The following is a 26289-nucleotide window of genomic DNA, read 5'->3' on the forward strand; positions in this document are numbered from 1 at the left end:
CGGGGCACGTAGCACTCCCCTGCGGGTTTTCTGTGCGGCGCCCAATCGCCATAAGCTAGCCCCATGACTTCCACCACTGAGTTCCGTATTGAACATGACACGATGGGCGAAGTTCGCGTCCCCGTGAACGCCCTGTACCGCGCCCAGACGCAGCGTGCTGTGGAGAACTTCCCCATCTCCGGCAAGACGCTTGAGCGCACCCACATTGAAGCCCTTGCCCGGGTGAAGAAGGCAGCCGCATTGGCGAACGCTGAGCTGGGGGTGCTCGATGGCGAGCTCGCCGAGGCCATCGCCGCAGCAGCCGATGAGGTTGCAACCGGCAAGTACGACGGCGACTTCCCGATTGACGTCTTCCAGACCGGCTCGGGCACGTCCTCCAACATGAACACCAACGAGGTCATCGCCGAGTTGGCTTCCCGCGCCCTCTCCGCTGCCGGCAGCGACAAGGTGGTCCACCCCAACGACCACGTCAACGCTTCGCAGTCCTCCAACGACGTCTTCCCGACGTCCGTCCACGTTGCCGCCACCTCGGCCCTGATCAACGACCTGATCCCGGCCCTTGAGTACCTGGCAGCTTCATTGGACCGCAAGGCCGTGGAGTTCAAGGACGTCGTCAAGTCCGGCCGTACGCACCTCATGGATGCCACGCCGGTCACCCTCGGCCAGGAATTCGGCGGCTACGCAGCACAGGTGCGCTACGGCATTGAGCGCATCAACGCAGCCCTCCCCCGCGTTGCCGAAGTTCCCCTTGGTGGCACCGCCGTCGGTACCGGCATCAACACCCCGGCCGGCTTCCCGGAGCGCGTCATCGAACTTCTCGCAGCCGACACCGGCCTTCCGCTGACCGAAGCCCGCGACCACTTCGAGGCCCAGGCCAACCGCGACGGCCTCATCGAAGGCTCCAGCCAGCTGCGCAACATCGCGATCTCCTTCATGAAGATCAACAACGACCTCCGCTGGATGGGTTCCGGCCCCAACACCGGCCTCGGCGAAATCGCCATCCCCGACCTGCAGCCGGGCTCCTCGATCATGCCCGGCAAGGTCAACCCGGTCATCTGCGAAGCGTCCATCATGGTCTGCGCCCAGGTCATCGGCAACGACACCGCCATCGCCTGGTCCGGCACCAACGGCGCCTTCGAGCTCAACGTCGGCATCCCCGTCATGGCCGCCAACCTGCTCGAGTCCATCCGCCTGCTGGCCAACACCAGCCGCGTCATGGCCGACAAGATGATCGACGGCATCACCGCGAACGTTGAGCGTGCCCGCTTCCTGGCCGAGGCTTCCCCGTCCATCGTGACCCCGCTGAACAAGTACATCGGCTACGAGAACGCTGCCAAGATCGCCAAGATCGCCGTCAAGGAAGGCCTGACCATCCGCCAGGCCACCGAGAAGCTCGGCTTCGTCGGTGAAGGCGAAGGCAAGGTTTCCGAGGCCGACCTCGACAAGGCCCTCGACGTCACCACCATGACGTCCCCGGCCCACAAGGCCTAGCACTGGATTAACCGCCAAAGCACGACGACGGCCGGTACCTCCCACGCGGAAGGTGCCGGCCGTCGTCGTACCCGGAGTTTTTGTACACCTAACGCCCTTAAGAAGCCTCTTTAAGGTCATTAGCTGTACGAAAACTCCACGGTGATTTTGCACTTTTGGGACTATGGTGCAAAACTTTACTCTGTGACTAATAGTGCAAATTTCGACGGCGGCCTCCGCGAGCGCAAGCGGGCGGCGACGCGGACGGCGATCACCGCCGTCGCGCGTTCCTTTACCGCTGCCCGCGGCCTGAACGGTTTCACCGTGGAGGAAGTCTGCGAAGAGGCCGGGATCTCGCGCCGGACCTTCTTCAACTACTTCCATACCAAGGAAGACGCCGTGATCGGTTCGTTCTCGGATGAACTTCCCGAGGACGTGCTGGAGGCCTTCAACGAGAACCCGTCCCGCACACCCGGCAGCATCTCGGGCACCCTCCTGGCAGCGCTGCACGTCCTTACGGTGACTTTGATGGAGCGTTCCTCCATCAGCCGCACGGAAGTCCAGCAGTTCATTGCCGCCGTTACGGCCGAGCCTCAACTTCTTGCACGGCTCACGGTTGAAGGGGAGGCCCGGGAGCGGCAATTCGCCGCACTGGTGGCCGCCCGCGAAGGACTGGACCCCGAACACCCCGAAGTCATGACAGCAACAGTGTTGTTCGGGGCGGTTTCGAAGAAGACGGCCCAGCAGTTCTTCTCAGAGGACAACACACGCAGTTACCGCGGGATCCTCGAACAAAACCTCAATGCCGCGCGGAAACTCTTTGCCCAGCCGCTGGCCACGAACCACCAACTGGGCAACAACCCCCTTGAAACCCCGAAGGACCCCGCATGAGTACACTCCCGAAGGCAGCAGAACCCCTGCTGCTGACCCAGAAACGAATCTGGATCATCTTCTCGGCGCTGATCGCAGGCATGCTGCTGTCCAGCCTCGACCAAACCATCGTTTCCACGGCAATGCCGACCATCGTCGGAAAGCTTGGCGGCGTGGAACACCAGGCCTGGATCACCACGGCCTACCTGCTGGCCACCACCATCGTCATGCCCATCTACGGCAAGTTCGGCGACATCCTTGGCCGGCGCAACCTGTTCCTCGTGGCCATCGCACTCTTTACGTTGGCATCCGTCGGCTGTGCTTTTGCCACCGATTTCTGGGGCTTTGTGATCTTCCGTGCCATCCAGGGCCTGGGCGGCGGTGGCCTCATGATCCTCTCGCAAGCCATCATCGCCGACATTGTTCCGGCCAAGGAGCGCGGCAAGTACATGGGCCCCCTGGGCGCCATCTTCGGCCTCTCGGCTGTAGCCGGTCCCCTGCTGGGTGGCTTCTTCGTTGACCACCTCACGTGGGAATGGGCGTTCTACATCAACATCCCCATTGGCATCGCTGCATTCATCACGGCGTGGTTCACCCTGACCCTGCCGAACAAGAAGGCCGAAAAGAAGATCGACATCCTGGGCGTCATCTTCCTCTCCGCAGCCACCACCTGCCTCATCTTCTTCACGGACTTCGGCGGCAAAAAGGACGAAGGCTGGGATTCTCCCCTCACGTGGGCCTTTGGCGCCGGCATGGTCCTCGCCGCTTTCGCCTTTGTCATGGCAGAGCGCCGTGCCGAGGACCCCATCATTCCGCTGAGCCTGTTCAAGAATCCCATTTTCATCAACGCCACAGCCATCGGCTTCACGCTGGGCCTGGGCATGTTCGCAGCCATCGCGTTCGTGCCTACGTTCCTGCAGATGTCCTCGGGGACGTCCGCCGCCGAGTCAGGCCTGCTGATGCTCCCGATGATGGTGGGGCTCATGGGCACCTCGATCTTCTCCGGTATCCGGATCTCCAAGACGGGCAAGTACAAGCTGTACCCGATCATGGGCGCTGCCCTGACCATCCTGGCCATGCTCTGGCTGACCACCTTGACCGCGGAGACGCCGATCTGGATGATCTGCGTGCAGCTGTTCATCTTCGGTGCAGGGCTCGGCCTGATCATGCAGGTGATCGTGTTGGTGGTGCAGAACTCCGTACCGGCAGACCAGATCGGCACAGCAACGAGCACCAACAACTACTTCCGCGAAGTGGGTGCCTCCCTGGGCGTCGCCGTCTTTGGCTCCATTTTCACCAACCGCCTGGCCGAGTCGCTCACCAAAGCCTTCACCGGCGCAGGGGCATCGGCCGAGCAAGCGTCACAGTCCACCAGCACCCTGGACCCGCAGGCATTGGCACAACTCCCGGAGCAGCTGCGGGACGCGATCGTGAACGCCTACGCCGACTCCCTTGCGCCGGTGTTCTGGTATTTGGTGCCGTTCATCGCCATCGCGCTGATCCTGGCCATCACTTTGAAGCAGATCCCGCTCTCCGACACCGCCGGAATGGTGGCCCGCGGTGAGGCCATCGGCGGTGCCGAAGCCGAAGAACTCGAAGCGGCCCGCCGCTAGGCTGGCTACTCAGTCTGGTATGCCACGGGGCCCTCGGGCTCCGTGGCGAGCCGGATGGCTTCAAGGTTTCCCGCACTCATTTCGGGAAGATCGTCCAGGGCGAACCAGCCCACCGCAAGGGATTCGTCGTCGTTGACCCTGGCGTCTCCGGAGACGTACCTGCAGCGGAAGATGATATCCAGGAAGTCGCAGACGTCACCGTTCGGGAAGGTCACCGGGCCTACGACGCCGACGCCGACGATCCGCTCTGTTTCTGCCACCACCGCCGTTTCCTCGAAGATTTCGCGCACCAACCCCGGTGCCGGATGCTCCCCCGGTTCCAGCATTCCGGTAATGAGGGCCCAGTGTCCGTTGTCGGCGCGTTGGCCCAGCAGGACCCTGCCTTCGTCGTCGAAGACCACGCCTCGGACGGCCGGAAGCCACAGGGGGTCGTGTCCGATCTTCTCCCGCAGTTTCAGCACGAAATCAGGTGCACCCATGGGTCAGCGTTCCTTATAAGAATTCTCGATCGTGCCGCTGTTGCAGCCTTGCTGACAGGCTAGCCTCATGCGGGCAGCAGCACCATTGCAGCGGCTGCACCGGCGAGCATGAAGGGACCAAACGGGATCGCCGAGCGCAGCGTCCCCCGGCGCGCGGCCAGGACTACCAGGCTCCACAGCCCGCCCAGGAGGAACGCCGCGAAGGTGCCCGCGAAGACATGGCTCCAGCCGAGGTAGCCGAGATACAGCCCCAGCACTCCGGCCAGCTTCACATCGCCAAAGCCCATCCCGGGCGGATGGATGAACCGCAGCAGGAAATAGAAGGACCACAGAACCGCGCCCCCAGCTATTACCGCCAGTCCCGGCACCCCGAACAGCGCCGCAGAGGCCGCATTGCCCGTTCCCGCCCCCGAGGCAGCCACGGATATGGCTGCCGCCAGCAACAGCACGCCCGCCCCACCGTACGACGGAAGCACGATCCGGTTCGGCAGCAAGTGGCTTCGAATGTCGATGATGGTGAGCCGGACAGCCATCACCACGAAGTACAGGCAGGCAGCAGCCAGTAGCCAGAAGCCCACGGGACTGGCTGTCCATAGCTCTGAGAGTCGACGGATCACCTTCGGATGCTATCCCGATTTGTCCGTCCAGCCCGCTTGAACGCATGGGTAAACTGTGGATATGGGGCGCTACAGTGCAGATGTAAAGGGCTTTGACTTGTCCTCCACATTCCGGAATTTGTGCCGCTCTTCGCCCTGGAAATGGACAACTCTAAGGTTTGAGTACCTTGAGCGGCCTGGAACCGGCGCCGATATTGTCCGGGCGTGGCTTCGTCGCCCCGGAGCCCTTCGCCTGGAGACGGCCGAGGGGCAGTTGCTTCACAGCACCACGGGCATCAACGACTCCCGGGATGACATGTACGTCAGCGCCACACGCCGCTCCTGGCTGCTTCCCGCCCACCTGGTGACCCCTGTCTACGACGACGCCGGGCTGGTCCGACGTCGTCCCGAGGCGCTCTATGGAGAACCTTCCTTCGGCAACGGGCGGCTCGCCGCGGCCTTGGATCCGGTGGAACTGGCAGGCAATGCGCCCGTTCCCATCGAGTTCCCCGACACCAACCGCGTCTTTTTCGAAGAGCCCCGCGAGGTGGACCACGAAGGCCGCTCCGCCCTGGAAACCATCGTGACCCCCAGCCGGACCTATGTTCCGTCAGATCCCGCCCAACCCCTGGTCCACCCCGGCAGGACACTGATCAGGATCGACGCCGGCACCGGGGTATGCGTAGCCAGCCAGGGCCTGGACGGTGACACGTCCGGCGTTGGCCATTGGCTGAAGATCCTTGGGGTGGACGAGTACATGCTGGACGACCTGTTCCTGGCCGAATCAATGAACCTGACGGACGTCCGCCGCCACATTCCCTGGGACATAGGACCCGCGGCCTGACTGGGCGCTGCCTTTCGGGCTAGGCTACGGCGATGACATCGCTGGCAGAAATATGGCCCCCGTTCGGACTCACCCTCACCACCCCGCGGTTGACTGTCCGTCCGATTCTCGACGACGACATCCCCGCCGCGGTTGACGCGGCGCGGTCCGGCATCCACGAACCCGGCAAGAGCCCCTTCAGCATGCCTTGGGCCGAGATGTCGGCGGACGAGCTGGCTCCGAACATGGCCCAATGGTATTGGCGGTGCCGCGCGAATTTCACCAAGGAGTCCTGGACCCTCCTTCTCGCAGTCTGGCACGAAGACGAATTCCTGGGTGTCCAGGACCTTGGAGCCAAGAACTTCAAGACCCTTAGGACCGTCAGTACCGGCTCCTGGCTCAAGCAGTCCGCGCAGGGCCGGGGCTTCGGCAAGGAGATGCGTGCCGCCGTCGTCAGTTTTGCGTTCGACTATCTGCACGCTGAAGTGGCCGAGTCCGAAGCGGCGGCCTGGAACAAACAATCCCTGGGTGTCTCCACCAGCCTCGGCTACGAACCCAACGGCATCTTCCGCGACGGCTGGGGTGACAAGGTGGAAACCGTCCAGAGAGTCCGCCTCACCCCCGCCACCTTCAAACGCCCGCACTGGACCCTCAAAGTCCAAGGCCACGAAGCCTTTTCCCAATACATAGCCATCTAGCAACTTCCGGCGGGGCGCCTGACAAGGCGAAGGCCAGGCATCCGGCAGCGTGCGTCAAAAGCGAGGAACGAGCTAGCACGCAGAGGATGTCTGGCCTTCGCCGTAGGTGGGCAAAGCGTCGATGGGGCTAGATCTCGGCCCCCTCCAGAAGCTCCGTCACGAGGGCCGCGATCGGCGAGCGCTCGGACCGGGTCAACGTGATGTGACCGAAGAGCGGATGTCCCTTGAGGGTCTCCACCACTGCCGCCACGCCGTCATGCCGCCCCACCCGGAGGTTGTCGCGCTGGGCGACATCGTGGGTGAGGACGATCTTGGAGTTTTGCCCGATGCGGCTCATGACGGTCAGGAGGACGTTCTTCTCCAGCGACTGTGCCTCGTCCACGATCACGAAAGCGTCGTGCAGGGAACGCCCGCGAATGTGGGTCAGCGGCAGGACCTCAAGCATGCCGCGGTCCATGACCTCTTCCACGACCTCCTGGCTGACCAGGGCTCCGAGGGTGTCGAACACGGCCTGCGCCCACGGATTCATCTTTTCGGACTCGGATCCCGGCAGGTAGCCGAGTTCCTGGCCGCCCACAGCGTAGAGGGGCCGGAAGACCACCACCTTGCGGTGCTCACGGCGCTCCAGTACAGCCTCCAGGCCCGCACAGAGGGCAAGTGCGGACTTCCCGGTACCGGCCCGCCCGCCGATGGACACGATGCCCACCGAAGGGTCCATCAGCATGTCGATGGCCAGCCGCTGCTCCGCCGAACGGCCGTGGAGGCCGAAGACATCCCGGTCGCCCTTGACCAGGCGGACCTGCTTGTCAGCGCCCACGCGGCCCAAAGCGGAGCCGCGGTTGGAGAGAAGGACCAGTCCGGTGTTGACGGGAAGTTCCGCGGCCGCCGGGATGAACACAGGCTCGTGCCCGTAAAGCGTGGTGATTTCGTCGTCTTTGGCTTCGATCTCAGCCATTCCGGTCCAGCCGGAGTCCTTGACGAGTTCGTTGCGGTACTCGTCTGCCTGGAGTCCCATGGCCGAGGCCTTGACCCGCATGGGCAGGTCCTTGGAGACCACCGTGACGTTGTGGCCCTCATTGGCCAGGTTCTTGGCCACGGCCAGGATCCGGCTGTCGTTGTCTCCCCCGCGGAAACCTGCCGGGAGGACATCCGGGGAGATGTGGTTCATCTCCACCCTGAGGAGTCCGCCGTCTGTGCCCAGCGGAATGGCCCGGTCCAGCCCCCCATGTTCGATCCGGAGGTCGTCCAGGAGGCGCAAGGCTTTCCGGGCGAAATAGCCCAATTCGGGATCGTGGCGTTTTCCTTCGAGCTCGCTGATAACGACGATGGGAACGATGACTTCGTGCTCGGCGAACCGCAACAGTGCGTGGGGATCGGAAAGCAGGACGGAGGTATCGATCACATAGCTGCGGCCCGTCGCGGACGATGTTGCCCGCGCTTGTTGTGTGACCCGCTTGGCGCGAGAGGTAGCTGCACTTTCCCCGTCGGAAACCATTGCGGGCAGTTGCTCAGAAATAGCCACATCGACTCCAGCCCCGGGCGGTCGCCCGGCCTAATGGTGAAGCGGCTCGGCCGGAAGGCCGGGCGTGGCCTCCCATGTAACTGGTGCGATGTTTCGCTCCATGTACTGGCCTCCCCGATCAGCGGGCGGTTTTGCCTGCTGATGGGATTAACGTAATCCCGGACACATTCATTTCCGCAATCCGTCGTCGGCAAGTCGCATGTCGAGCTCGTTAATTTTTGGTGAACCGGCCAGCAGCTTAGGTTCCGAAGCGGCGCTGCCGACCCGCATAATCCCTCAGTGCACGCAGGAAGTCGACCTTGCGGAAAGCAGGCCACAGCGCTTCGCAGAAGTAGAACTCGCTGTAGGCGCTTTGCCACATCAGGAAGCCGGAGAGCCGCTGCTCACCTGACGTGCGGATCACCAGATCCGGGTCTGGCTGCCCACGCGTGTACAGGAACCTGGAGATGTCGTCCACCGAAAGTTCATCTGCAACTTCTGTCATGGTCCGCCCCTTGGAGGCGGCGTCGTGCAGCAGTTCCCTGACGGCGTCGACGATTTCGCGGCGGCCGCCGTAGCCGACGGCGACGTTGACGTGGATCTTTTCATGGACCGGCGTTCGGGACGTCAGCTTGTTCAGTCGCTCGGCGAGGTAGTCCGGCAGCAGTTCCGGTGCACCCATGGCATGAACGGAGACATCCTCGTCCTCGTCCAGGCGGTCCATGGTGTTGGCGATGATGCCCATGAGCAGGTCCAGCTCTTCACCTGAACGGTTCATGTTGTCCGTGGAGAGCATGTAGAGCGTGACGACCTTGACGCCCAGTTCCTGGCACCATCCCAGGAACTCGTGGATTTTGTCGGCTCCGGCTTGGTGACCCTGGCTGGTCGGGGCATTGAACTGGCGGGCCCAGCGGCGATTGCCGTCCACCATCACACCGATGTGACGTGGGATCTGGTCCTGCTGGAGGGAGCGCAGGAGTTTGCGCTCGTAGAAGCCATAGAGGAAACCGGGCAGCTCCACCGGACACTCACCTGACTTCCTTGCTTGTACGACGACGCACATCCAAGGCTACCTTCCCAACGCGGCGAGCCGGTGCAGTGGACAGTCAAAAACCGCTCCGCCCTTGTTACCCCCAAGTAACCTACCGGAACGTAGGTTATCCTTGAAAGATGGCCGAGCTCCTTGAAACCAAGCCCCTTTGGCGCGGATGGATCCACGCGGTTGCCGCTCCTTTTGCACTCGCGGCAGGGATCATCCTGGTGACCGTTGCGCCAACTCCGGACCGCAAAATCACTTCTGCCATCTACGCACTGACCGGTTTCCTGCTGTTTGGCGTCAGCGCCGTCTACCACCGGGGAAACTGGTCACCCAAGGTCCGCATGCTGCTCAAGCGACTGGATCACACCAACATCATGCTGGTGATCGCCGGCAGCTATACACCGCTGGCCTGGTCCCTGCTGGAACGCCCTGAAGCTACCACATTGCTCTGGCTGGTGTGGTCCGGAGCGATCGTCGGCGTACTCTTCCGCGTGTTGTGGACCCACGCCCCGCGCTGGCTCTACGTACCGGTGTACATCGCCCTCGGGTGCGGCGCGTTGTTCTACCTTCCGCAATTCTTCGCCGCGAACGCTCCCGCCGCGATCCTCATTTGCGTAGGCGGCGCCCTGTACATTGCCGGCGCCGTGTTCTATGCCCTCAAAAGGCCGAACTTCAGCGTGCAGCATTTCGGCTTCCACGAGCTGTTCCACGCGTTTACGGTCTTTGCCTTCGCGGCACACTTCATCGCCATCATGATGGCAGTGCTCAGCTAGTCCCGGGCGATTACCCCGAGACTGTCCCGCGCAACCTTCAGCGAGCCTGGCCGCCGTCGTCATTCCCGTCGGCGCGACCGCCGCTTTCATAGCGGTTACCGTCCTCGGAAGATCCACCGGCCTCGGCCGCCAGGCGGGCCTCCTCCACCTGTGCCCGGTAGCGAACGCGCCGGATCCTGCGGACCATGTCCACGATCAGGAACGTTGTGAGGATCACGATGAAGGCCGTGAGGACGAAGCCCCACGTGCCCGGCGTCACCTGATCCTCGGACAGGCCAGGCCGCAGCGTGCCCGTGGGATCGGGCGACGGAGTGACGGTCAGGGCGAGAATTAAGTGGTGCACGGTCAAACCTTCTATGGGAGCTGGTGCGTTGCCGGGCGGCGAAGCGCAACCGGAATGCTGGTGGGCGATCCGGCAATTTCTACGAAGGATAGAAACTACCGGCGTTCCTATCTTATCCCTGCGAACAGGTCCTTTTCCGGCAGTTCGGAGCCCACCCGGGACTTGATCAGCGTGTAGTCCTCCCACGGCCAAACGGTGCGCTGCAACTCGGGGGAAACGGCAAAAAAGAAGCCCAGCGGGTCGATCTGGGTCCGGTGCGCCCGCAGGGCGTCGTCCCGGACCTCGAAGAAGTCGCCGCAGTCAATCTGCGTTGTGGTCTCATGACCACCGGCGGGCGGCGTGTGTCCCTCGGCGTCGGCCTCCAACCACGCCGCAAGCCGCTCGGCATAGGGAGACTGCAGGCCGGCTTCCTCCAACGCAAAATGAAGGGCACGGAAACGTGCGGGGCTGAAGGCGCGGTCGTAGTAGAGCTTGTCCGGCGTCCATGGTTCACCCATGCCGGGATACCGTTCCGAATCACCAGCGGCCTCGAAAGCTTCCACGGCCACCTTGTGGGCCATGATGTGGTCGGGGTGCGGATATCCACCGTTTTCGTCATAGCTGAGGATCACGTGGGGCCTGAATTGGCGGACCAGGCGCACCAGCGGAGCCGTAGCCCGCTCCAACGGCTGCAATGCGAAGCATCCCGGCGGGAGGGGCGGAAGGGGATCGCCCTCAGGCAGCCCGGAGTCCACGAAGCCGAGCCAACGCTGCTTGATGCCAAGGACAGCGGCCGCATTGGCCATCTCAAGGCGTCGCGCGCCTGCCATATCGCGCTTGGGATGCGGGGCATCCTCCATGGCGGGATTCTGGATGTCTCCGCGGGAGCCATCCGTGCACGTGGCGACCATGACTTCCACGCCGGCGGAAGCGTACATCGCCATGGTTGCCGCGCCCTTGCTGGATTCATCGTCCGGGTGGGCGTGGACGGCGAGCAGCCGCAGCTGCTGGTCGGAACTGCTGGACGCACTCACGTGACGGCTCCTCTTTCATGGATCTGGTGTCAGGGTTTGGTTCGTGGGGCGGCAGGGAGCCACACGGTTCGGCACTAAACTGGATGGGTGACTTCAGAGGATCCTTCGGCCACCCAAGTACCGGCAAGCACCAGCCTAGCCAATCGCTACGGCGGTCAAAAGCGCGCCATGACACGCAAAACCAAGCGGAGCATCATCATTGCCGCGTTAGTGGTTGCCATCGGGCTGGCCGCTTACGTGGCGACCGGCTCCGCCCAGGCTCCTGTGACGTTCAAGGACATCGGCTACAGCACGGTGGACGACACCCAGGCCGAAGTGGACTATCAGGTCACCAAGTCCCCTGGCGCCACGGCAAAATGCGCCATCAAAGCCCTGGACTCCAAGTTCGCGGTGGTGGGTTGGGAGGTGGTGGAAATCGGCGCCAACGAGCCCGAGAACACCCCGGATGGCGGGCGGACCACCATCCAGCGGACAACCCTCCGGACCGAGTCGCCCGCTGTCTCCGGCGTCGTGGACAACTGCTGGATTGTGGACAGCGGGAAATAACAACTGTGTGACCCACGGCTCAACGGGTTTGGGTTCGTCCAGAGGATTTACTACAATGGATGAAACCTTCACCCCGTTAAGTTGGTTACTGAGTTATACGAGTGGCCAGCGAGGCGGGGTCTTTTGCATTGTCAGATCCAGAGGAGAAATCCGTGTCTACCACCAACAGCGCCACTGCGGCTTGGCTTACCCAGGAAGCTTTCGACCGCTTGAAGGCTGAGCTGGACCACCTTTCCGGCGCTGGCCGGGCGGAAATCGTCCAGAAGATCGAAGCTGCCCGCCAGGAAGGCGACCTCAAGGAAAACGGCGGTTACCACGCGGCCAAGGAAGAGCAGGGCAAGATTGAAGCCCGCATCCGCCAGCTGACCGTCCTCCTCCGCGACGCCCACGTCGGCGAAGCCCCGGCCGACGACGGAATCGTCGAACCCGGCATGCTGGTTGTTGCCCGCATTGCTGGCGACGAAGAGACCTTCCTGCTGGGCTCGCGCGAAATTGCCGGAGATTCCGATCTCGATGTCTTCAGCGAGAAGTCGCCCCTCGGTGCAGCCATCATCGGCCACAAGGAAGGCGACAGCCTCAGCTACGTCGCTCCGAACGGCAAGGAAATCGCGGTGGAGATCGTCTCCGCCAAGCCGTACTCCGGCTAAGCGCCAACCCGGTCACCAAAAGACACGACGCCGGCCCCGCCTTCGCGGAGGGGCCGGCGTTTTTCGTGTGCCCGCAACACAACTGGGTAACAGCTCACGTCGCAATGAGGGCTCAGTGGAGCATGTACTGTTACCCAGTTGGGTCAGGGGGTGGGGATGGCGATGGCGGGCTTGGGGCGCAGCAGCACGGCGGCGATGATGCCGCCCACCGCTCCGCCGAGATGTGCCTGCCAGGAGATGTAGCCCATCACCGTAGGCAGCACACCGAACAAGATGCCGCCGTAGGCCATAAACAACACCACGGAGAGCAGGATCTGCCACCAGCTCTTGTTGAAGAAACCCCGGACCAGCAGGAACGCGAAGAAGCCAAACACCAGCCCGGAGGCTCCCACAGTCACCCCTCCCCCGCCGATGAGCCACACCGTCAGGCCCGAGCCGAGCCAGCTGAAAGCCAGTGCTGTGATGAAGACGCGGATACCGGACAAGAACACCAGGAAGCCGAAAATAATCAACGGCAACGTGTTGGAAATCAGGTGGTTGAGGTTCGCGTGCAGCAACGGAAAGGTCAGGATGTCCAGGAAGCCGTCCACGGAACGGGGTCGGAGCCCGAAAGTGGCATTAAGGGCGTGCCGCATCAGGGTGTTGAGGATTTCGATGACATAGAGCAGGACAACGAAACCGCCCATGAAAAGCAGCCCGCCCTTCGCCCGGCCGGCCAGCGATTGCTCGGCGTCGGCCTTTGGTCCCTCAGGTGTTCCCAGCACCATCGGCGCTCCTCCCGTCAGTGCACCACGATGGGCTGGAAGCCCTCGGCCCGCAATGCGCCGAGGACCTGTTCGCCGTGTTCGTGGCCCTTCGTTTCCAGGTTGATGGTGATGGAGACATCGCCCATGCTGATGGATCCGCCCAGACGGGTATGGTCCAGGCCGGTGACGTTCGCGTCGTTCTCGGCGATGATGCGGGCGATGGTGGCCAGCGAACCGGGCCGGTCATCGAGCATCATGCGAACCGTCATGAACCGGCCTGCGGCCGACAAACCGCGCTGGATGACTTTGAGCATAAGCATCGGATCGATGTTGCCGCCGGACAGCACGACGGCGGTGTTCCCCGGGTTTTCGATCTTGCCGTCCATCAGGGCGGCTACTCCTACCGCACCAGCGGGTTCAACCACCATCTTGGCCCGCTCCAGCAGGAAGATGAGGGCGCGGGCCAACGAGTCTTCGCTGACGGTGACCACATCGTCCACAAGCTCGCGGATGATACTGAACGGCAATTGTCCCGGCCGTCCAACGGCGATGCCGTCAGCCATGGTCGAAACCTTCTTCAGTGGCACCAGGGCGTCGGCAGCCAGTGAGGGCGGGTACGCTGCGGCATTTTCTGCCTGCACGCCAATGACCCTGATCTCACGGCCAAGCTCCTTGGCGCGGGCCTTGATTGCCACGGCCACACCGGCCAGCAGGCCGCCGCCACCAACTCCCATGAGGATGGTGTCGACGTTGGGAACCCGGTCCAGGATCTCCAATCCGATGGTGCCCTGGCCCGCAACGACGTCAACGTTGTCGAAGGGGTGCACGAAGACGGCCCCGGTTTCGTTCGCATAGCGCTGGGCTTCGGCAAGGGCCTCGTCCACGTTATGGCCATGAAGGATGACTTCTGCCCCATGGCTGCGTGTTGCGGCCAGCTTGGGGAGAGCAACGCCCAGGGGCATGTAGATCCGGGCATTGATGCCCAGGCTCTTGGCAGCCACTGCCACACCCTGGGCGTGGTTACCGGCCGAGGCCGCCACGACGCCGCGCTTCTTTTCCTCGGTTGTCAGCCGTGCCATGCGCACATAGGCGCCACGGACCTTGAAGGAGCCGGCGCGTTGCAGGTTTTCACACTTGAAAAAGACGTTCCCGCCCACAAGGTGGCCCAGCGCCCGCGACGACTCCACCGGAGTCTTGGTAATAATGCCCTCGAGCAGTTCCTGCGCCTTGAGGACATCGTCCAGAGTGACGGGCAGGGTATCGAGGGTATTCACTGACTATTCTCCTTTATCGGTGTCGGCCACAGTTCTCTCCACGGAGGTACTGCCTGTGGCCTTGGTCTTGCCGGCGCCGCCCCTTGCGGGGCGGGATTCGGGCCGGGGAAGGTGTACTTCCTTGAAGTTGGCGTCATCGTCCTTACCGGCCGGACCGCCCGCCGCTTGGAGTTCGACGCCGCCCAACCCTTCATCATGTTCCCACGTCCGGCCTGCAATGTAGCGAACTGCCGTGTTTACTACGGCGAGCAGCGGTACGGCGAACAAGGCTCCCGGGATGCCTGCCAGGTACGAGCCGGCGGCCACCGTGAGGATCACTGCAACCGGGTGGAGCGCCACGGCCTTGCCCATGACCAGGGGCTGCAGGATGTGGCTTTCAAGTTGCTGGACCAGCAGGACGATGGCCAGCATGATCAAGGCGTTGATGGGACCGTTGGCGACAAGGGCCAGCAGGACAGCGATGGCACCGGTGACCAGGGCACCCACCACAGGGATGAACGAGCCGATGAAAACAAGGACTGCAAGCGGCAGCGCCAAGGGAACCTGGATGATCGCCGCACCAACGCCGATCCCGACTGCATCCACGAACGCCACGAACATCTGGATCCGGACGTAACTGACCATGGAGGTCCAGCCGCGCCGGCCGGCACCGTCCGTTGCGCGCCGTGCAGCCTTGGGCAGCAGGCGCACCAGGAAGGCCCAAATCCGGCTCCCTTCCAACAGGAAGAAGATCAGGATGAACAACGCCAGCACAAGGCCCGCGGCGAAGTGGCCGGCGGTGCTGCCGAAGGACAGGGCGCCACTGAGGATGCTGCTGCTGTTGTTTTGCAGGGCGTTGGCACCATCGGCGATGTACTTGTCGATCTGGTCCGCCGTCAGGTGCAGGGGTCCGTCGGCCAGCCAGGCCTGGACTTGCTGGACCCCAGCGAGGGCCTCCTGCCAAAGCTCGCCGAAGCCTGAGACAAGTTGCCTGCCCACCAGAGCAAGGGCGCCGGCAATCACGCCGATGAAGCCAAGTACCGTGATGGCAACGGCGGCCCCGTTGGGAATCTTGCGGTTTCGCAGCCAGGCCACCACCGGATAGAGCAGCCCTGCCAGCAGGGCGGCCACCATCACCGGAATGATGAGGAAGCTGACTTTGCCCAGCAGCCATACCAGCGCGCCGATCATGAGCAGGATCAGCCCTGCACGCCAGGACCAGGCGGCGGCGATGCGCACCCCGTACGGGATGTCCTCGGCGATTTGGCGGTCAGAACGGGGCTTGGCGTCCGGTGTAGGCGTCATGAAACCATAATTCCGCAGCCCGCGCCGTATGGGAAACCGACCCGCAGCAGGGACGGGGGCTAAAGGGACGCGGTAATGCCCCAGTTCATGGTGAATGAGGCGCCCGGCGCCAGCCACCGGAGACCGTCCCCGCTGTTGAATGCGTTTGCCGGCCCTGTCATGGGTTCGAGCGCCACGGCCTTTGAACGTCCCGGGAACGTGTCGGTGATGAAGACATGCACGTAATGGCAGTTCTCGTCCTGCTCCAGGCTGACACTGCGGCCGTCCGGAGCGGCGAGCGTATGGCGGGCCACGCCGCCGTCGAACGCAAGATCCGTCAAGGCGACGTCCACGAGCGCCGGACCTACCGCGGTACCGGACGAGAAGTCGTAGGGGCCATCCGCGGGGGCAGTGCTGCGTGGGATCAACCGGTCATCGGCTACAAGGCGGGTGCGCGCATTGACCGTGAGTACCAGGTCTTCGGGGGCGGTGTCGCCGAGCCGTAGGTAAGGATGGGCGCCCAGGACAAATGGCGCGGGGCTCTGCGACTGGTTGACCAGCGTTTGCGAAACGCGGAGGTCCAGGGCGTCATCGAGCTCGTAGCGCACCCGGTGCTGGACCAGGAACGGGTACCCGTGCTGGGGAAAGACCGTGGCTTCGAGGGTTATGGAGAATTCCGATTCATCCACCAGCTCATAGCCGGTATTGCGCAGCAGTCCGTGGCTGGCGTTGTTCCGCGAAACCTCGGTGATGTCCAGTTGCTGCTTCTTGCCATCGAGGTACCAGATCCCGTCCTCCACCCGGTTGGCCCAGGGCGCCAGCGTGATGCCTGTGGCGCCAGGAGATATTTCGTCGTCGCCGTACGTCTCTGTCAGCTGGACACCACCGCGTGAGTAGAGCCGCAGTCCTGCAGCGAGTTCAGTGACAATGGCGACGGCGTCCTCGCGCCGAAGCTCGTATTGCCGGCCAGTTGCGAAACGGCGTGGCTGGGGCTGGTGGGCGCTGTCGGCTGGCAACGAAGAGGCAGGCATGGCATTACGGTACTGCATTCCTCAAACGATTCCGCAACACAACCGGGCATGGGACAAGCGTCCAGCCATGTTTGCTTTTGTTAGAAACTATGCGTTTTTGGTCAGTTGTGGAATGATGGATTCATGAGTCGCATCACTACCACCCGCCTAGCGGACAGCCGAGAGCTGATCTACTTCGACGACCCCGGAACGCCGGAGAGGACACCGGATTCCTTGGTGGATCACCGCCCCCTTCCTGCCCGAGGCGTGCCTGGTGATGTCAGATACGACGCCCTGTCCGGAGACTGGGTCGCCATCGCCGCCCACCGGCAAAGCCGCACCCACCTGCCCCCGGCGGATCAGTGCCCCATCTGCCCCACGACTCCCGCGAACCCCTCTGAAATACCGGCGTCGGACTACGACGTAGTGGTGTTTGAGAACCGATTCCCCTCCCTGGGACCGGCATTGGGCGACATTCCCGGCGGGCCCGCGGCGGGGCAAAGCGGCCACGGCATCACCGGCCCGGCTTTTGGCCGCTGCGAGGTCGTCTCCTTCACGCCGCAGCACACGGGCTCCTTCGCGGAGCTGGGCGAAACCCGCGCCCGCACTGTGATCGAAGCGTGGGCCCAGCGGACCGGTGCGCTGAGCGCACTTCCCGGCATCAAGCAGGTATTCCCCTTTGAAAACCGCGGTGCCGACATCGGCGTCACCCTGCACCACCCGCACGGCCAGATTTACGCCTACCCCTACGTGACGCCGCGCGCGGCCCAGCTTGGCGCTGTGGCCCGGAAGTATTACGACGACGTCGACGCGAAAGAAACGCTCGCGGCTTCGCTGCTCAGGGCCGAACGCAACGACGGCAGCCGGATGGTTCTCGAGGCCAGGCACTTCAGCGCCTACGTCCCTTTCGCAGCCCGCTGGCCCCTGGAAATCCACCTGGTACCGCACCGCAGCGTCCCTGACCTCGCTGCCCTGACCGGCGAGGAACGCGACGAACTTTCCCACGTCTACCTGGACCTGCTGAAGCGACTCGACTCCCTCTACCCCACTCCCATGCCGTACATTTCCGCTTGGCACCAGGCACCCCTGGACCCTGTACTCCGGCCCGCGGGCCAGCTGCACCTCCAGTTGACCTCGCCGAGGCGCGCAGCCGATAAGCTCAAGTACCTTGCAGGATCAGAGGCAGCCATGGGCGCCTTCATCAACGACACCACACCGGAAGCTGTGGCGGAGCTGCTCCGCAGCGTTGCTGCACCGTCCACCGGCAAAACCATGGAAGGCAGCCGAGCATGACCACCACCGCGGACGCCACCGCACTCACTGCCCGCTTCCAGGCAACCTTTGGAGCCGCTCCCGACGGCGTGTGGCAGGCGCCAGGACGCGTCAACCTGATCGGCGAGCACACGGACTACAACGAGGGCTTCGTGCTCCCCTTCGCCATCGACAGGACAGCGAAGGTGGCTTTGCGGGTCCGCGACGATTCAACCGTGCGAATGCTCTCCACTTTCGGCGGGCATGGCATGGTGGAGGCCGACCTGGAGGGCCTGGAACCCGGCTCGGGCGATGGCTGGTCCCGCTACCCACTTGGAGTCGCCTGGGCCTTGCAGGAACGTGGCGTCACCGTCCCCGGTTTCGACCTCCTGCTGGACTCGGATGTCCCCTTGGGCGCGGGGCTGTCCTCCTCCCATGCCATCGAGTGCGCAGTCATCTCAGCCCTCAACGAGCTCACAGGTGCGGGCTTTGAGCCCGAGGAGCTGGTGCTCGCCACCCAGCGTGCGGAAAACGTCTTTGTGGGCGCACCAACGGGGATCATGGACCAGTCGGCATCGCTGCGCGGCGCCAAGGGCCACGCCGTCTTCCTCGATTGCCGGGACCAGCATGTTGAACTGGTCCCTTTCGACGCCGAGGCCTCGGATCTGGTCCTGCTGGTCATCGACACCAAGGTCTCCCACTCACATGCCGACGGCGGTTACGCCTCCAGGCGCGCGTCCTGCGAGCTGGGTGCCGAGATCCTTGGCGTCAAAACACTGCGCGACGTCGGCGTCGAGCGCTTGGAGGAAGCTTCAGGGCTGATGGATGAGACCACACTGAAACGGGTCCGACACGTTGTGACGGAAAACGATCGCGTGCTCCAGACAGTCGAAGTTCTTGGCGCGCAGGGTCCCGCGAGCATTGGGCCCCTGCTTGATGCCAGCCACGTTTCCATGCGGGACGACTTTGAGATCTCTTGCCCGGAACTCGATCTCGCCGTGGCCACCGCCAAGGAAAACGGCGCCATCGGTGCGCGAATGACCGGCGGCGGCTTCGGCGGCTCGGCCATTGCGCTGACTCCGGTGGGCCGGGAGCGGCAGGTGAGGGACGCCGTCGTGCGTTCCTTCACGGAGGCGGGCTTCACTACACCGGACATCTTCACTGTGACCCCCGCCGCCGGTGCCCTTCGGCTTTCCTGAGCGGCATGTCTTACGCCCGGCCCGCAAAAGGACGCCGGGCGTAAGCTGGGGCCATGACTGAGGCTGTCATTGTTTCCACCGCCAGAAGCCCCATAGGCCGCGCCTTCAAAGGCTCCCTCAAGGACGAGCGCCCCGACGACCTCGCCACGGCCATGGTAGAGGCCGCCCTGGCCAGGATCCCGGGCTTCGACCCCGGAGCCGAGGACGGGCGGGGATTGGACGACATCCTCCTTGGTTGCGCCGAACCCAGTGGCGAGGCCGGATCCAACATGGCCCGCGTGGTGGCGGTCCTGGCCGGGCTGGACAGGGTGCCCGGGGCGACCATCAACCGCTTCTGTGCGTCGAGCCTCCAGACCCTGAGGATGGCCTTCCATGCCATCAAGTCCGGAGAAGCGCACGCGATCGTCGCTGCCGGGGTGGAGAGCGTCTCCCGCTACCAGAACTGGGTGGGGGCAGGAGAAACCGACACTTCCAACCACAACCCCGCCTTCGAGGCCGCTGCACAGCGCACTGCATCCCGGGCAGCCTCCAACATTCCGTGGACCGATCCCCGGCTTGGCGGCCGTCTGCCGGACATCTACATTTCCATGGGCCAGACGGCGGAGAACGTTGCCACCAGCCACGGCATCAGCCGCGCCGAGCAGGACCGGTGGGGCGTGCTGAGCCAGAACCGGACCGAGGCAGCCATCGCGTCCGGTTTCTACGCCCGGGACATCACTCCCTACACCCGCAAGGACGGGGCGGTGGTGGACCGCGACGATTCACCCAGGGCAGGAGTGACCCTGGAAGCGGTGTCCGCGCTGCAGCCTGTCTTCCGGCCTGGCGGAACCGTCACGGCCGGCAACGCCTGTCCCCTCAACGATGGCGCGGCGGCCGTGGTGGTCATGAGCGACACCCGGGCCCGCGAACTTGGACTGAAACCACTGGCACGAGTGGTGTCGACCGGCGTCAGCGCCCTCTCCCCGGAGCTCATGGGCATGGGTCCGGTGGAATCCACACGGCGTGCTTTGGCGTTGGCCGGACTGACCATGGACGACATCGACCTCGTGGAGCTCAACGAGGCCTTTGCCGTTCAGGTAATCGCCAGCGCCCGCGAACTGGGAATCGATCCCGACAAGCTCAATGTCCACGGCGGAGCCATCGCGCTTGGGCACCCTTTTGGCATGACCGGTGCACGGATGACCAGCACGCTGCTCAACGGCTTGGTGGAGCGCAACGGGACACTGGGGCTGGCAACGCTCTGCGTTGGCGGGGGCCAGGGCATGGCGGTTGTTTTCGAACGGTTGAGTTAGTTCGACAAAAAAATGCCCCCGAATTGCTTCGGGGGCATTTTTCGTTTGGTGCATTGGTGACTAGTCGTCGCCTCGTAGGATAGCCAGCAAGCGGATGATTTCGACGTAGAGCCAAACCAGCGTCACTGTCAGACCGAATGCGGCAACCCAGGAGTAACGCTCCGGAGCGCCCGCACGCACGCCTTCTTCGATGCTGGTGAAGTCCATGATGAGCGAGAACGCCGCGAGACCGATGGCCAGGATACCGATGAAGACACCCAGCGGGATGCCGGCAATCGTGATGCTGGTGCGGAGGCCGAAAGGCTCCTGCACCGCGCCGGTCCACATCATGACCAGGTTGATCAGCGCGAAGACTGCGTAGCCGATGGTCGCGATCATGAAGAACCGCATCAGTTTGGGCGTTGCGCGCACCTTGCCGCTCTTGAACAGCACCAGCGTGACGCCGAAGACCGCCAGGGTACCGATGACGGCCTGCAGGCCAACGCCCGGGTACATGCCGTCCAGGATGCGGGTAAGGCCACCAAGGAACAGGCCCTCGAGTCCGGCGTAAGCAAGGATCAGGGCCGGTGAGGGCTGCTTCTTGAACGTGTTGACCAGCGCGAGGACGAAGCCGCCCAGTGCACCAACGATCATCAGCAAGCTGGACAAGCCGGGAGCCACAAACAGTGTCACGGCTGCGCCGATCACGAGCACGACCAGGCAGGCGACGGTCTTCATGATGACGTCGTCGTAGGTCATCCGGCCGGTGTCAGCGGGGCCTGCCGCCGGCTGGTTGTACATCTGCTGCAGTTGCTCGTTGGTCATGCTCTGCTGCTGCGCAGACCATGCGGCCTGGCCGTCCATGACCTGTCCGGGCGCCCGGCCAGCGGGGTTAAATTGCTGGCCGTACGGATTGTGCGGTACAGGCGGGGCCTGCTTTGCTCCACGGAAATTCTTTCCGTTGAAGACTGGGTTGCCGCCAAGTGCCATTACGGGTGTCCTCCTGAGAAAGGGCTAAGTGATAGTTCACGGTACCAATTACCACGCTTGCGCGGCAGGGAAAGTTCCCTTGTTTACCGAGACGACACCCAACCGTGACCCGCGGGCAGAAATGGCAGAGCGTGCAGCTTGCCGACATGAAACTTTAGGTCCACCGGCGTACAACAAAAGTTTCATTAAGGGTTCCTACATCAATAGTTGCCTATAGCTTCACAGTTGTTATCTGATCGCGATCTTCGCACCCCCGAACTGGGCATTCATTCGACTCCACGAGCGGTAACATAGGCCACACATGGGTGACTTAGATCACAATTGAGGCAGCTAGGCAAGTACTGTTCATAAGCCCCATGACCCGTTCGCACCGGCTGCAATGGCGCAGCCGGGACCACCCCCACTGTGGAGGTTTCCATTTTGAGAAGCACACTGCGCGACCCGTCCATCAGACGGTCCAAGGGACTGCAGAGAGCAATGGGGGCGCTGTTTGCTTCCCTCCTTGCTGTACTGCTGATCGCCGCCCCCGCGGCGGAGGCAACCACCCCCTCGCCTTCGCCATCCGCCACCAATTTCCAAAACAGCATCAGCGGCTTCCTCCGCGACGATGCCCGCGCCCCAATACCGGGTGTGAAGATCAAGGCTTCCGGCAACGGATTCGAAGGTGAAGCCACCTCGGGATCCAACGGAGCGTGGAGCATCGGTGTCCCTGTCCAGGGCACCTACAAGGTAGAGCTTGATACCTCAACGCTGCCTGATGGCATCAAGCTCGCTGACGGCCAGGAGAATCCCCGGAACGTGACGTTCAGCCAAACGTCCAACCTGTCAGTCATCTTCGCCTTCGGTAAAGGCATCGTGGTCCAGCAACAGGACTTTGGACAGAATCTCCTGAACCGCCTTGTTGCGGGATTGAGCTTCGGCCTCCTTCTGGCCCTGGCTGCCGTGGGACTTTCCCTGATCTTCGGAACCACAGGCCTTACCAACTTCGCCCACGGTGAGATGGTCACCCTCGGTGCCGTACTCGTTTTCATGTTCAATGGTTTCGGATTCCCCTTCTGGCTCGCAATCCTGCTGGCCCTGGTCGGTGGCGGGCTCTTCGGCTACGTCCAGGACGCGGGTCTTTGGCGGCCGCTGAGACGGCGCGGCTCCGGCCTGGTCCCCATGATGATCGTCAGCATCGGCCTTGCCCTTGCCATCCGGTACGTCATCCAGTTCTTCTTCGGCGGCGCGACACAGCAGCTGCCGGGGGCCCAAAGCGCAGAAATCCAGATCGGCCCCGTCTCCATCTCGCCTAACAACCTGTGGTCACTGGTCATCAGCGCCGTCGTGATCGCCTTGATCGGCTTCATCCTGCTGAAGACCCGCCTGGGCAAGGCAACCCGCGCGGTGGCCGATAACCCCGCCCTGGCTGCGGCATCCGGCATCGATGTCGACTCGGTGATCCGCATCGTGTGGATCGTGGGCGGCGTCCTGGCCTCCCTTGGCGGCATCCTCTGGGCGTACTACAGGCCCGGTGTCACCTTCGATATGGGCTCGCAAATCCTGTTGCTGATCTTCGCGGGCGTGACGCTCGGTGGCCTGGGCACGGTGTTCGGCGCACTGATCGGTTCGATCGTCGTAGGCATCTTCGTGGAGCTGACGACTGTTTTCGGCCTTCCTGCCGACCTCAAGTACGTTGGCGCCCTCTTCATCATGATCGTTGTCCTTTTGTTCCGACCGCAGGGTATCCTCGGCCGGCGTGAGCGTGTGGGTTAGGAGCGGGCCATGGACTTCGGATTCATTCTTTCCAGCGCCCTTGGCGAACTTTTCAGTCCGACGACGGCGGCCTACGCGCTTGCCGCTTTGGGCCTTGCCGTTCACTTCGGCTACTCGGGCCTCCTGAACTTCGGCCAGGCAGGCTTCATGGCTGTAGGCGCCTACGGCTTCGCCATCTCGACCCTGACCTTCGACGCCCCGTTCTTCGTTGCCCTGCTGATATCGGTCATCTGTTCGGTCATCTTCGCCTTTATCCTGGGTATTCCCACCCTCCGGCTCCGCGCGGACTACCTGGCTATCGTCACCATCGCAGCCGCCGAGATTGTCCGCTATGTGGTCACCACCAACCAGCTCACCAGCGTGACTGGCTCGGCCAACGGCCTGGCTGCCTTCGAGAACACGTTCTACGCCATGAACCCGTTCCCCGAAGGGTCCTACATGGGCATGAACAACCGCGATTTCTTCATCCGCGTGGTCGGTTGGGGCCTGGTGGCGGTGTGCTGTGTCCTGGTGTGGTTGCTGATGCGCAGCCCGTGGGGCCGCGTCCTGAAGGGCATCAGGGAAGACGAGAACGCCGTGCGGTCGCTCGGCAAGAACGTTTACTCGTACAAGATGCAAGCCCTCATTATCGGCGGTGTCCTCGGCGCCCTGGCCGGCATGATCTTCACCCTCCCCCGTGGCGCTGTCCAACCATCCAACTACGGCACGGAACTGACGTTCTTCCTCTGGACCTGCCTCCTGCTGGGCGGCATGGCCACGGTACTGGGGCCGGTCATCGGAGCGATGATCTTCTGGGTTGTGCTCTCCCTGACCCAGAGCCTGCTCTACGGCCTCATCGAATCGGGAGTCATCACCTGGCTAACAACAGTCCAGGCCGGCCAGCTGCGCTACATCCTGGTGGGCGTAGCCCTGATGCTCCTGATGATCTTCCGCCCGCAGGGCGTGTTCGGCAATAAGAAGGAGCTTGCTTTCGCATGAGTGAGACCAACGAACGTAATACCGAAAATATCGACTACATGACTGATTCGCGGCCCATCGCAGTCGGGGAAAATGCCCCCGGTTGCAAGAAGCGCGATCCGATCGTGGTGGCAGAGGACGTGACGCGTTCATTTGGCGGCATCAATGCCGTTGACGTGGAATATCTCGAAATCCCCCGTCACAAGATCACGGCGTTGATCGGACCCAACGGTGCGGGCAAGACGACGCTCTTCAACCTGCTGACGGGCTTCGATACTCCCAACACCGGCAAGTGGCAGTTTGAAGGCAACAGCCTTGCGGGCGTTTCCTCCTACAAAGTGGCACGAATGGGCATGGTCCGGACCTTCCAGTTGACCAAGGTGATGGGCAAGCTTACCGTCATGGAAAACATGCGGCTCGGCGCAGCCAACCAGCCCGGCGAACGGCTCTCCAAAGCCCTCTTCAAAGGCATCTGGGGCGGCCGTGAAAAGGAGATCACAGCCCAAGCCAATATCCTGCTGGAGAAGTTCAAGCTGGATGCCAAGAAGGACGACTACGCGGCGTCGCTCTCCGGTGGCCAGCGCAAGCTCCTGGAGATGGCGCGCTCTTTGATGGTGAAGCCCAAGCTCGTCATGCTCGATGAGCCGATGGCCGGCGTTAACCCTGCCCTGACGCAATCGCTGCTGGACCACATCAAGAACCTCAAAGCCGAAGGCATGACCGTGCTGTTCGTTGAGCACGACATGAACATGGTCCGCCACATCGCCGACTGGGTGGTCGTCATGGCAGAAGGCAAGGTTGTAGCCGAAGGACCTCCCGGCGAAGTCATGAAGAACCCTGCCGTCATCGACGCCTACCTTGGCGCCCACCACGATGTCGACCTCGGCGACGCCGAAGGCATCAAGGAACTCGAGGCCGAACTTGAGGCTGATGACGAGTCCGTCGTCGGAACCGAAGATGCCGGCATCCTGTCCGACATCCCTGAACCCACTGCAGTTGAGCCGGCTGCAACCGACCCCACTACCGTCGACCCCACTACCGTCGATCCCAGGAAAGAGGAGGGCAAATGAGCAGCACCAGTGCAATACCGGCTCCGGCTCCCGCCCCGACGGGCGAGGCCGTGGTCAAGGTCACCAACCTGGTCGCCGGGTACATTCCGGGTGTCAACATCCTGAACGGCTGCAGCATCGAAGCCCGCAAGGGCGAACTTATCGGCATTATCGGCCCCAACGGCGCCGGCAAGTCGACGCTGTTGAAAGCCATGTTCGGCCTGGTCAAGGTCCACTCCGGCACCGTTGTCGTGCGTGGGCAGGACCTCACAGGGCTGAAGGCCAACAAGCTGGTCACCCAGGGCGTGGGCTTCGTGCCCCAAACCAACAACGTGTTTGCCACGTTGACCATTGAAGAGAACCTTCAAATGGGCATGTTCCAGCGGCCCAAGGTGTTCGCCGAACGCTTTGACTTCGTCGCCGGCCTGTTCCCTGAACTGGCAAAGCGGCGCGCACAGCGTGCCGGTTCCCTCTCCGGTGGCGAACGCCAGATGGTGGCCATGGGCCGGGCACTCATGATGGATCCTGCGGTGCTGCTCCTGGATGAGCCATCCGCAGGCCTGTCCCCCGTCAAGCAGGACGAGACCTTCCTCCGGGTCCACGAAATCAACCGTGCCGGAGTATCGGTGATCATGGTGGAACAGAATGCCCGCCGTTGCCTCCAGATCTGCGATCGCGGCTACGTCCTGGACCAGGGCAAGGACGCGTACACGGGCACTGGCCGCGAGCTGATGAAGGACCCCAAGGTCATTCAGCTCTACCTCGGCACGTTGGCCGACGAGGTCTAGCAACTGCCACCAGCCGAAGGGCGGGTCCGGGATCAGGTTCCTGATCCCGGACCCGCCCTTTTGCTTGCCAGGGCACCCTCCCGCACTTATACGGGCCGCCACGACCCACTTTGAGCGCCCACCCCACCCGAACACGCCGCGAAACCCGCGCGCCGGGCAAAGAGGGTGCCCAAAGTCGGTCGCAGCCGCACCTGCCGCACCAATGACAAACCGACGACGGCGGCCCTCACCCAAGCACCGCCGTCGAACCTCCCGCCCCGCGACACAGGCAACGCGGGGTCACTTATGGCCCATGTTTGGCCTTTGAAGGGGCCATAAGTGACCC

The 26289-nt window shown here is 63.2% G+C and carries 26 protein-coding genes; 15 read left to right on the top strand and 11 right to left on the bottom strand.

Annotated features, from left to right (window positions below; all coding sequences use genetic code 11):
- The first annotated feature begins 63 nt into the window (after positions 1 to 63).
- The 3 genes from ACFUOZ_RS13650 (at position 64) to ACFUOZ_RS13660 (ending at position 3953) form a co-directional block, all read left to right on the top strand.
- A complete protein-coding gene (locus ACFUOZ_RS13650; RefSeq protein WP_144661912.1) occupies positions 64 to 1491 on the top strand; it encodes a class II fumarate hydratase in 1428 nt (475 codons plus the stop codon).
- Positions 1492 to 1674: 183 nt separating this feature from the next.
- Positions 1675 to 2361, top strand: a complete 687-nt coding sequence (locus ACFUOZ_RS13655; protein WP_377548973.1) for a TetR/AcrR family transcriptional regulator — start codon at positions 1675 to 1677, stop codon at positions 2359 to 2361.
- Positions 2358 to 3953, top strand: coding sequence for an MDR family MFS transporter (locus ACFUOZ_RS13660; RefSeq protein ID WP_262277822.1), 1596 nt, complete (start codon positions 2358 to 2360; stop codon positions 3951 to 3953). The genes ACFUOZ_RS13655 and ACFUOZ_RS13660 overlap by 4 nt, the downstream gene beginning before the upstream one ends.
- Positions 3954 to 3958: 5 nt before the next feature.
- Here the strand turns inward: ACFUOZ_RS13660 and ACFUOZ_RS13665 are convergent, their stop codons facing one another.
- Both ACFUOZ_RS13665 and ACFUOZ_RS13670 read right to left on the bottom strand, forming a co-directional pair.
- On the bottom strand, positions 3959 to 4432 hold the full coding sequence (locus ACFUOZ_RS13665) for an NUDIX domain-containing protein (protein ID WP_377548976.1): 474 nt from the start codon (positions 4430 to 4432) through the stop codon (positions 3959 to 3961).
- A gap of 65 nt (positions 4433 to 4497) precedes the next feature.
- Positions 4498 to 5049, bottom strand: coding sequence for a prepilin peptidase (locus ACFUOZ_RS13670; protein ID WP_377548978.1), 552 nt, complete (start codon positions 5047 to 5049; stop codon positions 4498 to 4500).
- A 61-nt stretch (positions 5050 to 5110) separates the two neighbouring features.
- Here ACFUOZ_RS13670 and ACFUOZ_RS13675 point away from each other — a divergent pair, with 61 nt between their 5' ends.
- Both ACFUOZ_RS13675 and ACFUOZ_RS13680 read left to right on the top strand, forming a co-directional pair.
- Complete coding sequence (locus ACFUOZ_RS13675) at positions 5111 to 5872, top strand: hypothetical protein (protein WP_377548981.1); 762 nt, start codon at positions 5111 to 5113, stop codon at positions 5870 to 5872.
- 32 nt (positions 5873 to 5904) lie between these two features.
- Entirely contained in the window at positions 5905 to 6549 is a 645-nt protein-coding gene (locus ACFUOZ_RS13680; protein ID WP_377548984.1) for a GNAT family N-acetyltransferase, read from the top strand.
- 127 nt (positions 6550 to 6676) lie between these two features.
- On the opposite strand, the gene ACFUOZ_RS13685 is transcribed toward ACFUOZ_RS13680, so the two are convergent.
- A complete protein-coding gene (locus ACFUOZ_RS13685) occupies positions 6677 to 8071 on the bottom strand; it encodes a PhoH family protein (RefSeq protein WP_377548987.1) in 1395 nt (464 codons plus the stop codon).
- A 238-nt stretch (positions 8072 to 8309) separates the two neighbouring features.
- Positions 8310 to 9113 carry an isoprenyl transferase gene (locus ACFUOZ_RS13690; RefSeq protein WP_144661904.1) on the bottom strand — a complete coding sequence of 268 codons (804 nt, stop codon included), beginning with the start codon at positions 9111 to 9113 and terminating at the stop codon, positions 8310 to 8312.
- A gap of 107 nt (positions 9114 to 9220) precedes the next feature.
- Here ACFUOZ_RS13690 and ACFUOZ_RS13695 point away from each other — a divergent pair, with 107 nt between their 5' ends.
- Positions 9221 to 9862: a hemolysin III family protein gene (locus ACFUOZ_RS13695; RefSeq protein ID WP_377548990.1), complete on the top strand. Its 642-nt coding sequence runs from the start codon at positions 9221 to 9223 to the stop codon at positions 9860 to 9862.
- 37 nt (positions 9863 to 9899) lie between these two features.
- On the opposite strand, the gene ACFUOZ_RS13700 is transcribed toward ACFUOZ_RS13695, so the two are convergent.
- Both ACFUOZ_RS13700 and mca read right to left on the bottom strand, forming a co-directional pair.
- The gene (locus ACFUOZ_RS13700) at positions 9900 to 10205 is read right to left on the bottom strand and encodes a hypothetical protein (protein ID WP_377548993.1); all 306 of its coding nucleotides are present in this window, start codon (positions 10203 to 10205) and stop codon (positions 9900 to 9902) included.
- A 107-nt stretch (positions 10206 to 10312) separates the two neighbouring features.
- On the bottom strand, positions 10313 to 11218 hold the full coding sequence (gene mca, locus ACFUOZ_RS13705) for a mycothiol conjugate amidase Mca (protein ID WP_377548996.1): 906 nt from the start codon (positions 11216 to 11218) through the stop codon (positions 10313 to 10315).
- Positions 11219 to 11305: 87 nt separating this feature from the next.
- Between mca and ACFUOZ_RS13710 the strand changes: the two genes are divergently transcribed.
- Entirely contained in the window at positions 11306 to 11764 is a 459-nt protein-coding gene (locus ACFUOZ_RS13710; protein ID WP_377548999.1) for a DUF4307 domain-containing protein, read from the top strand.
- Positions 11765 to 11916: 152 nt separating this feature from the next.
- Positions 11917 to 12411 (top strand): transcription elongation factor GreA, encoded by a 495-nt coding sequence (greA, locus tag ACFUOZ_RS13715; RefSeq protein ID WP_144661899.1) that lies wholly within the window; start codon positions 11917 to 11919, stop codon positions 12409 to 12411.
- A gap of 143 nt (positions 12412 to 12554) precedes the next feature.
- Here the strand turns inward: greA and ACFUOZ_RS13720 are convergent, their stop codons facing one another.
- The 4 genes from ACFUOZ_RS13720 to ACFUOZ_RS13735 are packed head-to-tail and all read right to left on the bottom strand — an operon-like array spanning position 12555 to position 16725.
- Positions 12555 to 13178: a rhomboid family intramembrane serine protease gene (locus ACFUOZ_RS13720; RefSeq protein ID WP_377549002.1), complete on the bottom strand. Its 624-nt coding sequence runs from the start codon at positions 13176 to 13178 to the stop codon at positions 12555 to 12557.
- Positions 13179 to 13192: 14 nt separating this feature from the next.
- Positions 13193 to 14431 (bottom strand): threonine ammonia-lyase, encoded by a 1239-nt coding sequence (ilvA, locus tag ACFUOZ_RS13725; RefSeq protein ID WP_377549005.1) that lies wholly within the window; start codon positions 14429 to 14431, stop codon positions 13193 to 13195.
- 3 nt (positions 14432 to 14434) lie between these two features.
- Positions 14435 to 15715 carry an AI-2E family transporter gene (locus tag ACFUOZ_RS13730; protein WP_377549007.1) on the bottom strand — a complete coding sequence of 427 codons (1281 nt, stop codon included), beginning with the start codon at positions 15713 to 15715 and terminating at the stop codon, positions 14435 to 14437.
- A 59-nt stretch (positions 15716 to 15774) separates the two neighbouring features.
- Positions 15775 to 16725: an aldose 1-epimerase family protein gene (locus tag ACFUOZ_RS13735; RefSeq protein ID WP_377549009.1), complete on the bottom strand. Its 951-nt coding sequence runs from the start codon at positions 16723 to 16725 to the stop codon at positions 15775 to 15777.
- Positions 16726 to 16848: 123 nt separating this feature from the next.
- On the opposite strand from ACFUOZ_RS13735, the gene galT reads away from it, so the two are divergent.
- From galT to ACFUOZ_RS13750, 3 genes are read left to right on the top strand one after another with little or no spacing between them, the layout of a single operon-like run.
- On the top strand, positions 16849 to 17997 hold the full coding sequence (gene galT, locus ACFUOZ_RS13740; RefSeq protein WP_377549011.1) for a galactose-1-phosphate uridylyltransferase: 1149 nt from the start codon (positions 16849 to 16851) through the stop codon (positions 17995 to 17997).
- A complete protein-coding gene (gene galK, locus ACFUOZ_RS13745; RefSeq protein ID WP_377549013.1) occupies positions 17994 to 19154 on the top strand; it encodes a galactokinase in 1161 nt (386 codons plus the stop codon). The genes galT and galK overlap by 4 nt, the downstream gene beginning before the upstream one ends.
- A gap of 53 nt (positions 19155 to 19207) precedes the next feature.
- Complete coding sequence (locus tag ACFUOZ_RS13750) at positions 19208 to 20446, top strand: acetyl-CoA C-acetyltransferase (RefSeq protein ID WP_377549016.1); 1239 nt, start codon at positions 19208 to 19210, stop codon at positions 20444 to 20446.
- Between the two features lie 60 nt (positions 20447 to 20506).
- On the opposite strand, the gene ACFUOZ_RS13755 is transcribed toward ACFUOZ_RS13750, so the two are convergent.
- The gene (locus ACFUOZ_RS13755) at positions 20507 to 21415 is read right to left on the bottom strand and encodes a Bax inhibitor-1/YccA family protein (RefSeq protein WP_377549019.1); all 909 of its coding nucleotides are present in this window, start codon (positions 21413 to 21415) and stop codon (positions 20507 to 20509) included.
- A gap of 477 nt (positions 21416 to 21892) precedes the next feature.
- Here ACFUOZ_RS13755 and ACFUOZ_RS13760 point away from each other — a divergent pair, with 477 nt between their 5' ends.
- The 4 genes from ACFUOZ_RS13760 to ACFUOZ_RS13775 are packed head-to-tail and all read left to right on the top strand — an operon-like array spanning position 21893 to position 25964.
- Positions 21893 to 23170 carry a branched-chain amino acid ABC transporter permease gene (locus tag ACFUOZ_RS13760; protein ID WP_377549021.1) on the top strand — a complete coding sequence of 426 codons (1278 nt, stop codon included), beginning with the start codon at positions 21893 to 21895 and terminating at the stop codon, positions 23168 to 23170.
- Between the two features lie 9 nt (positions 23171 to 23179).
- Entirely contained in the window at positions 23180 to 24148 is a 969-nt protein-coding gene (locus tag ACFUOZ_RS13765; protein WP_377549024.1) for a branched-chain amino acid ABC transporter permease, read from the top strand.
- On the top strand, positions 24145 to 25197 hold the full coding sequence (locus ACFUOZ_RS13770; RefSeq protein ID WP_377549027.1) for an ABC transporter ATP-binding protein: 1053 nt from the start codon (positions 24145 to 24147) through the stop codon (positions 25195 to 25197). The genes ACFUOZ_RS13765 and ACFUOZ_RS13770 overlap by 4 nt, the downstream gene beginning before the upstream one ends.
- Positions 25194 to 25964 (top strand): ABC transporter ATP-binding protein, encoded by a 771-nt coding sequence (locus ACFUOZ_RS13775; RefSeq protein ID WP_377549029.1) that lies wholly within the window; start codon positions 25194 to 25196, stop codon positions 25962 to 25964. Before ACFUOZ_RS13770 ends, ACFUOZ_RS13775 begins: the two co-directional genes overlap by 4 nt.
- Positions 25965 to 26289 lie beyond the last annotated feature (325 nt).

The sequence above is a fragment of the Paenarthrobacter sp. NPDC057355 genome, from assembly GCF_042667405.1.
Lineage (GTDB): Bacteria > Actinomycetota > Actinomycetes > Actinomycetales > Micrococcaceae > Arthrobacter.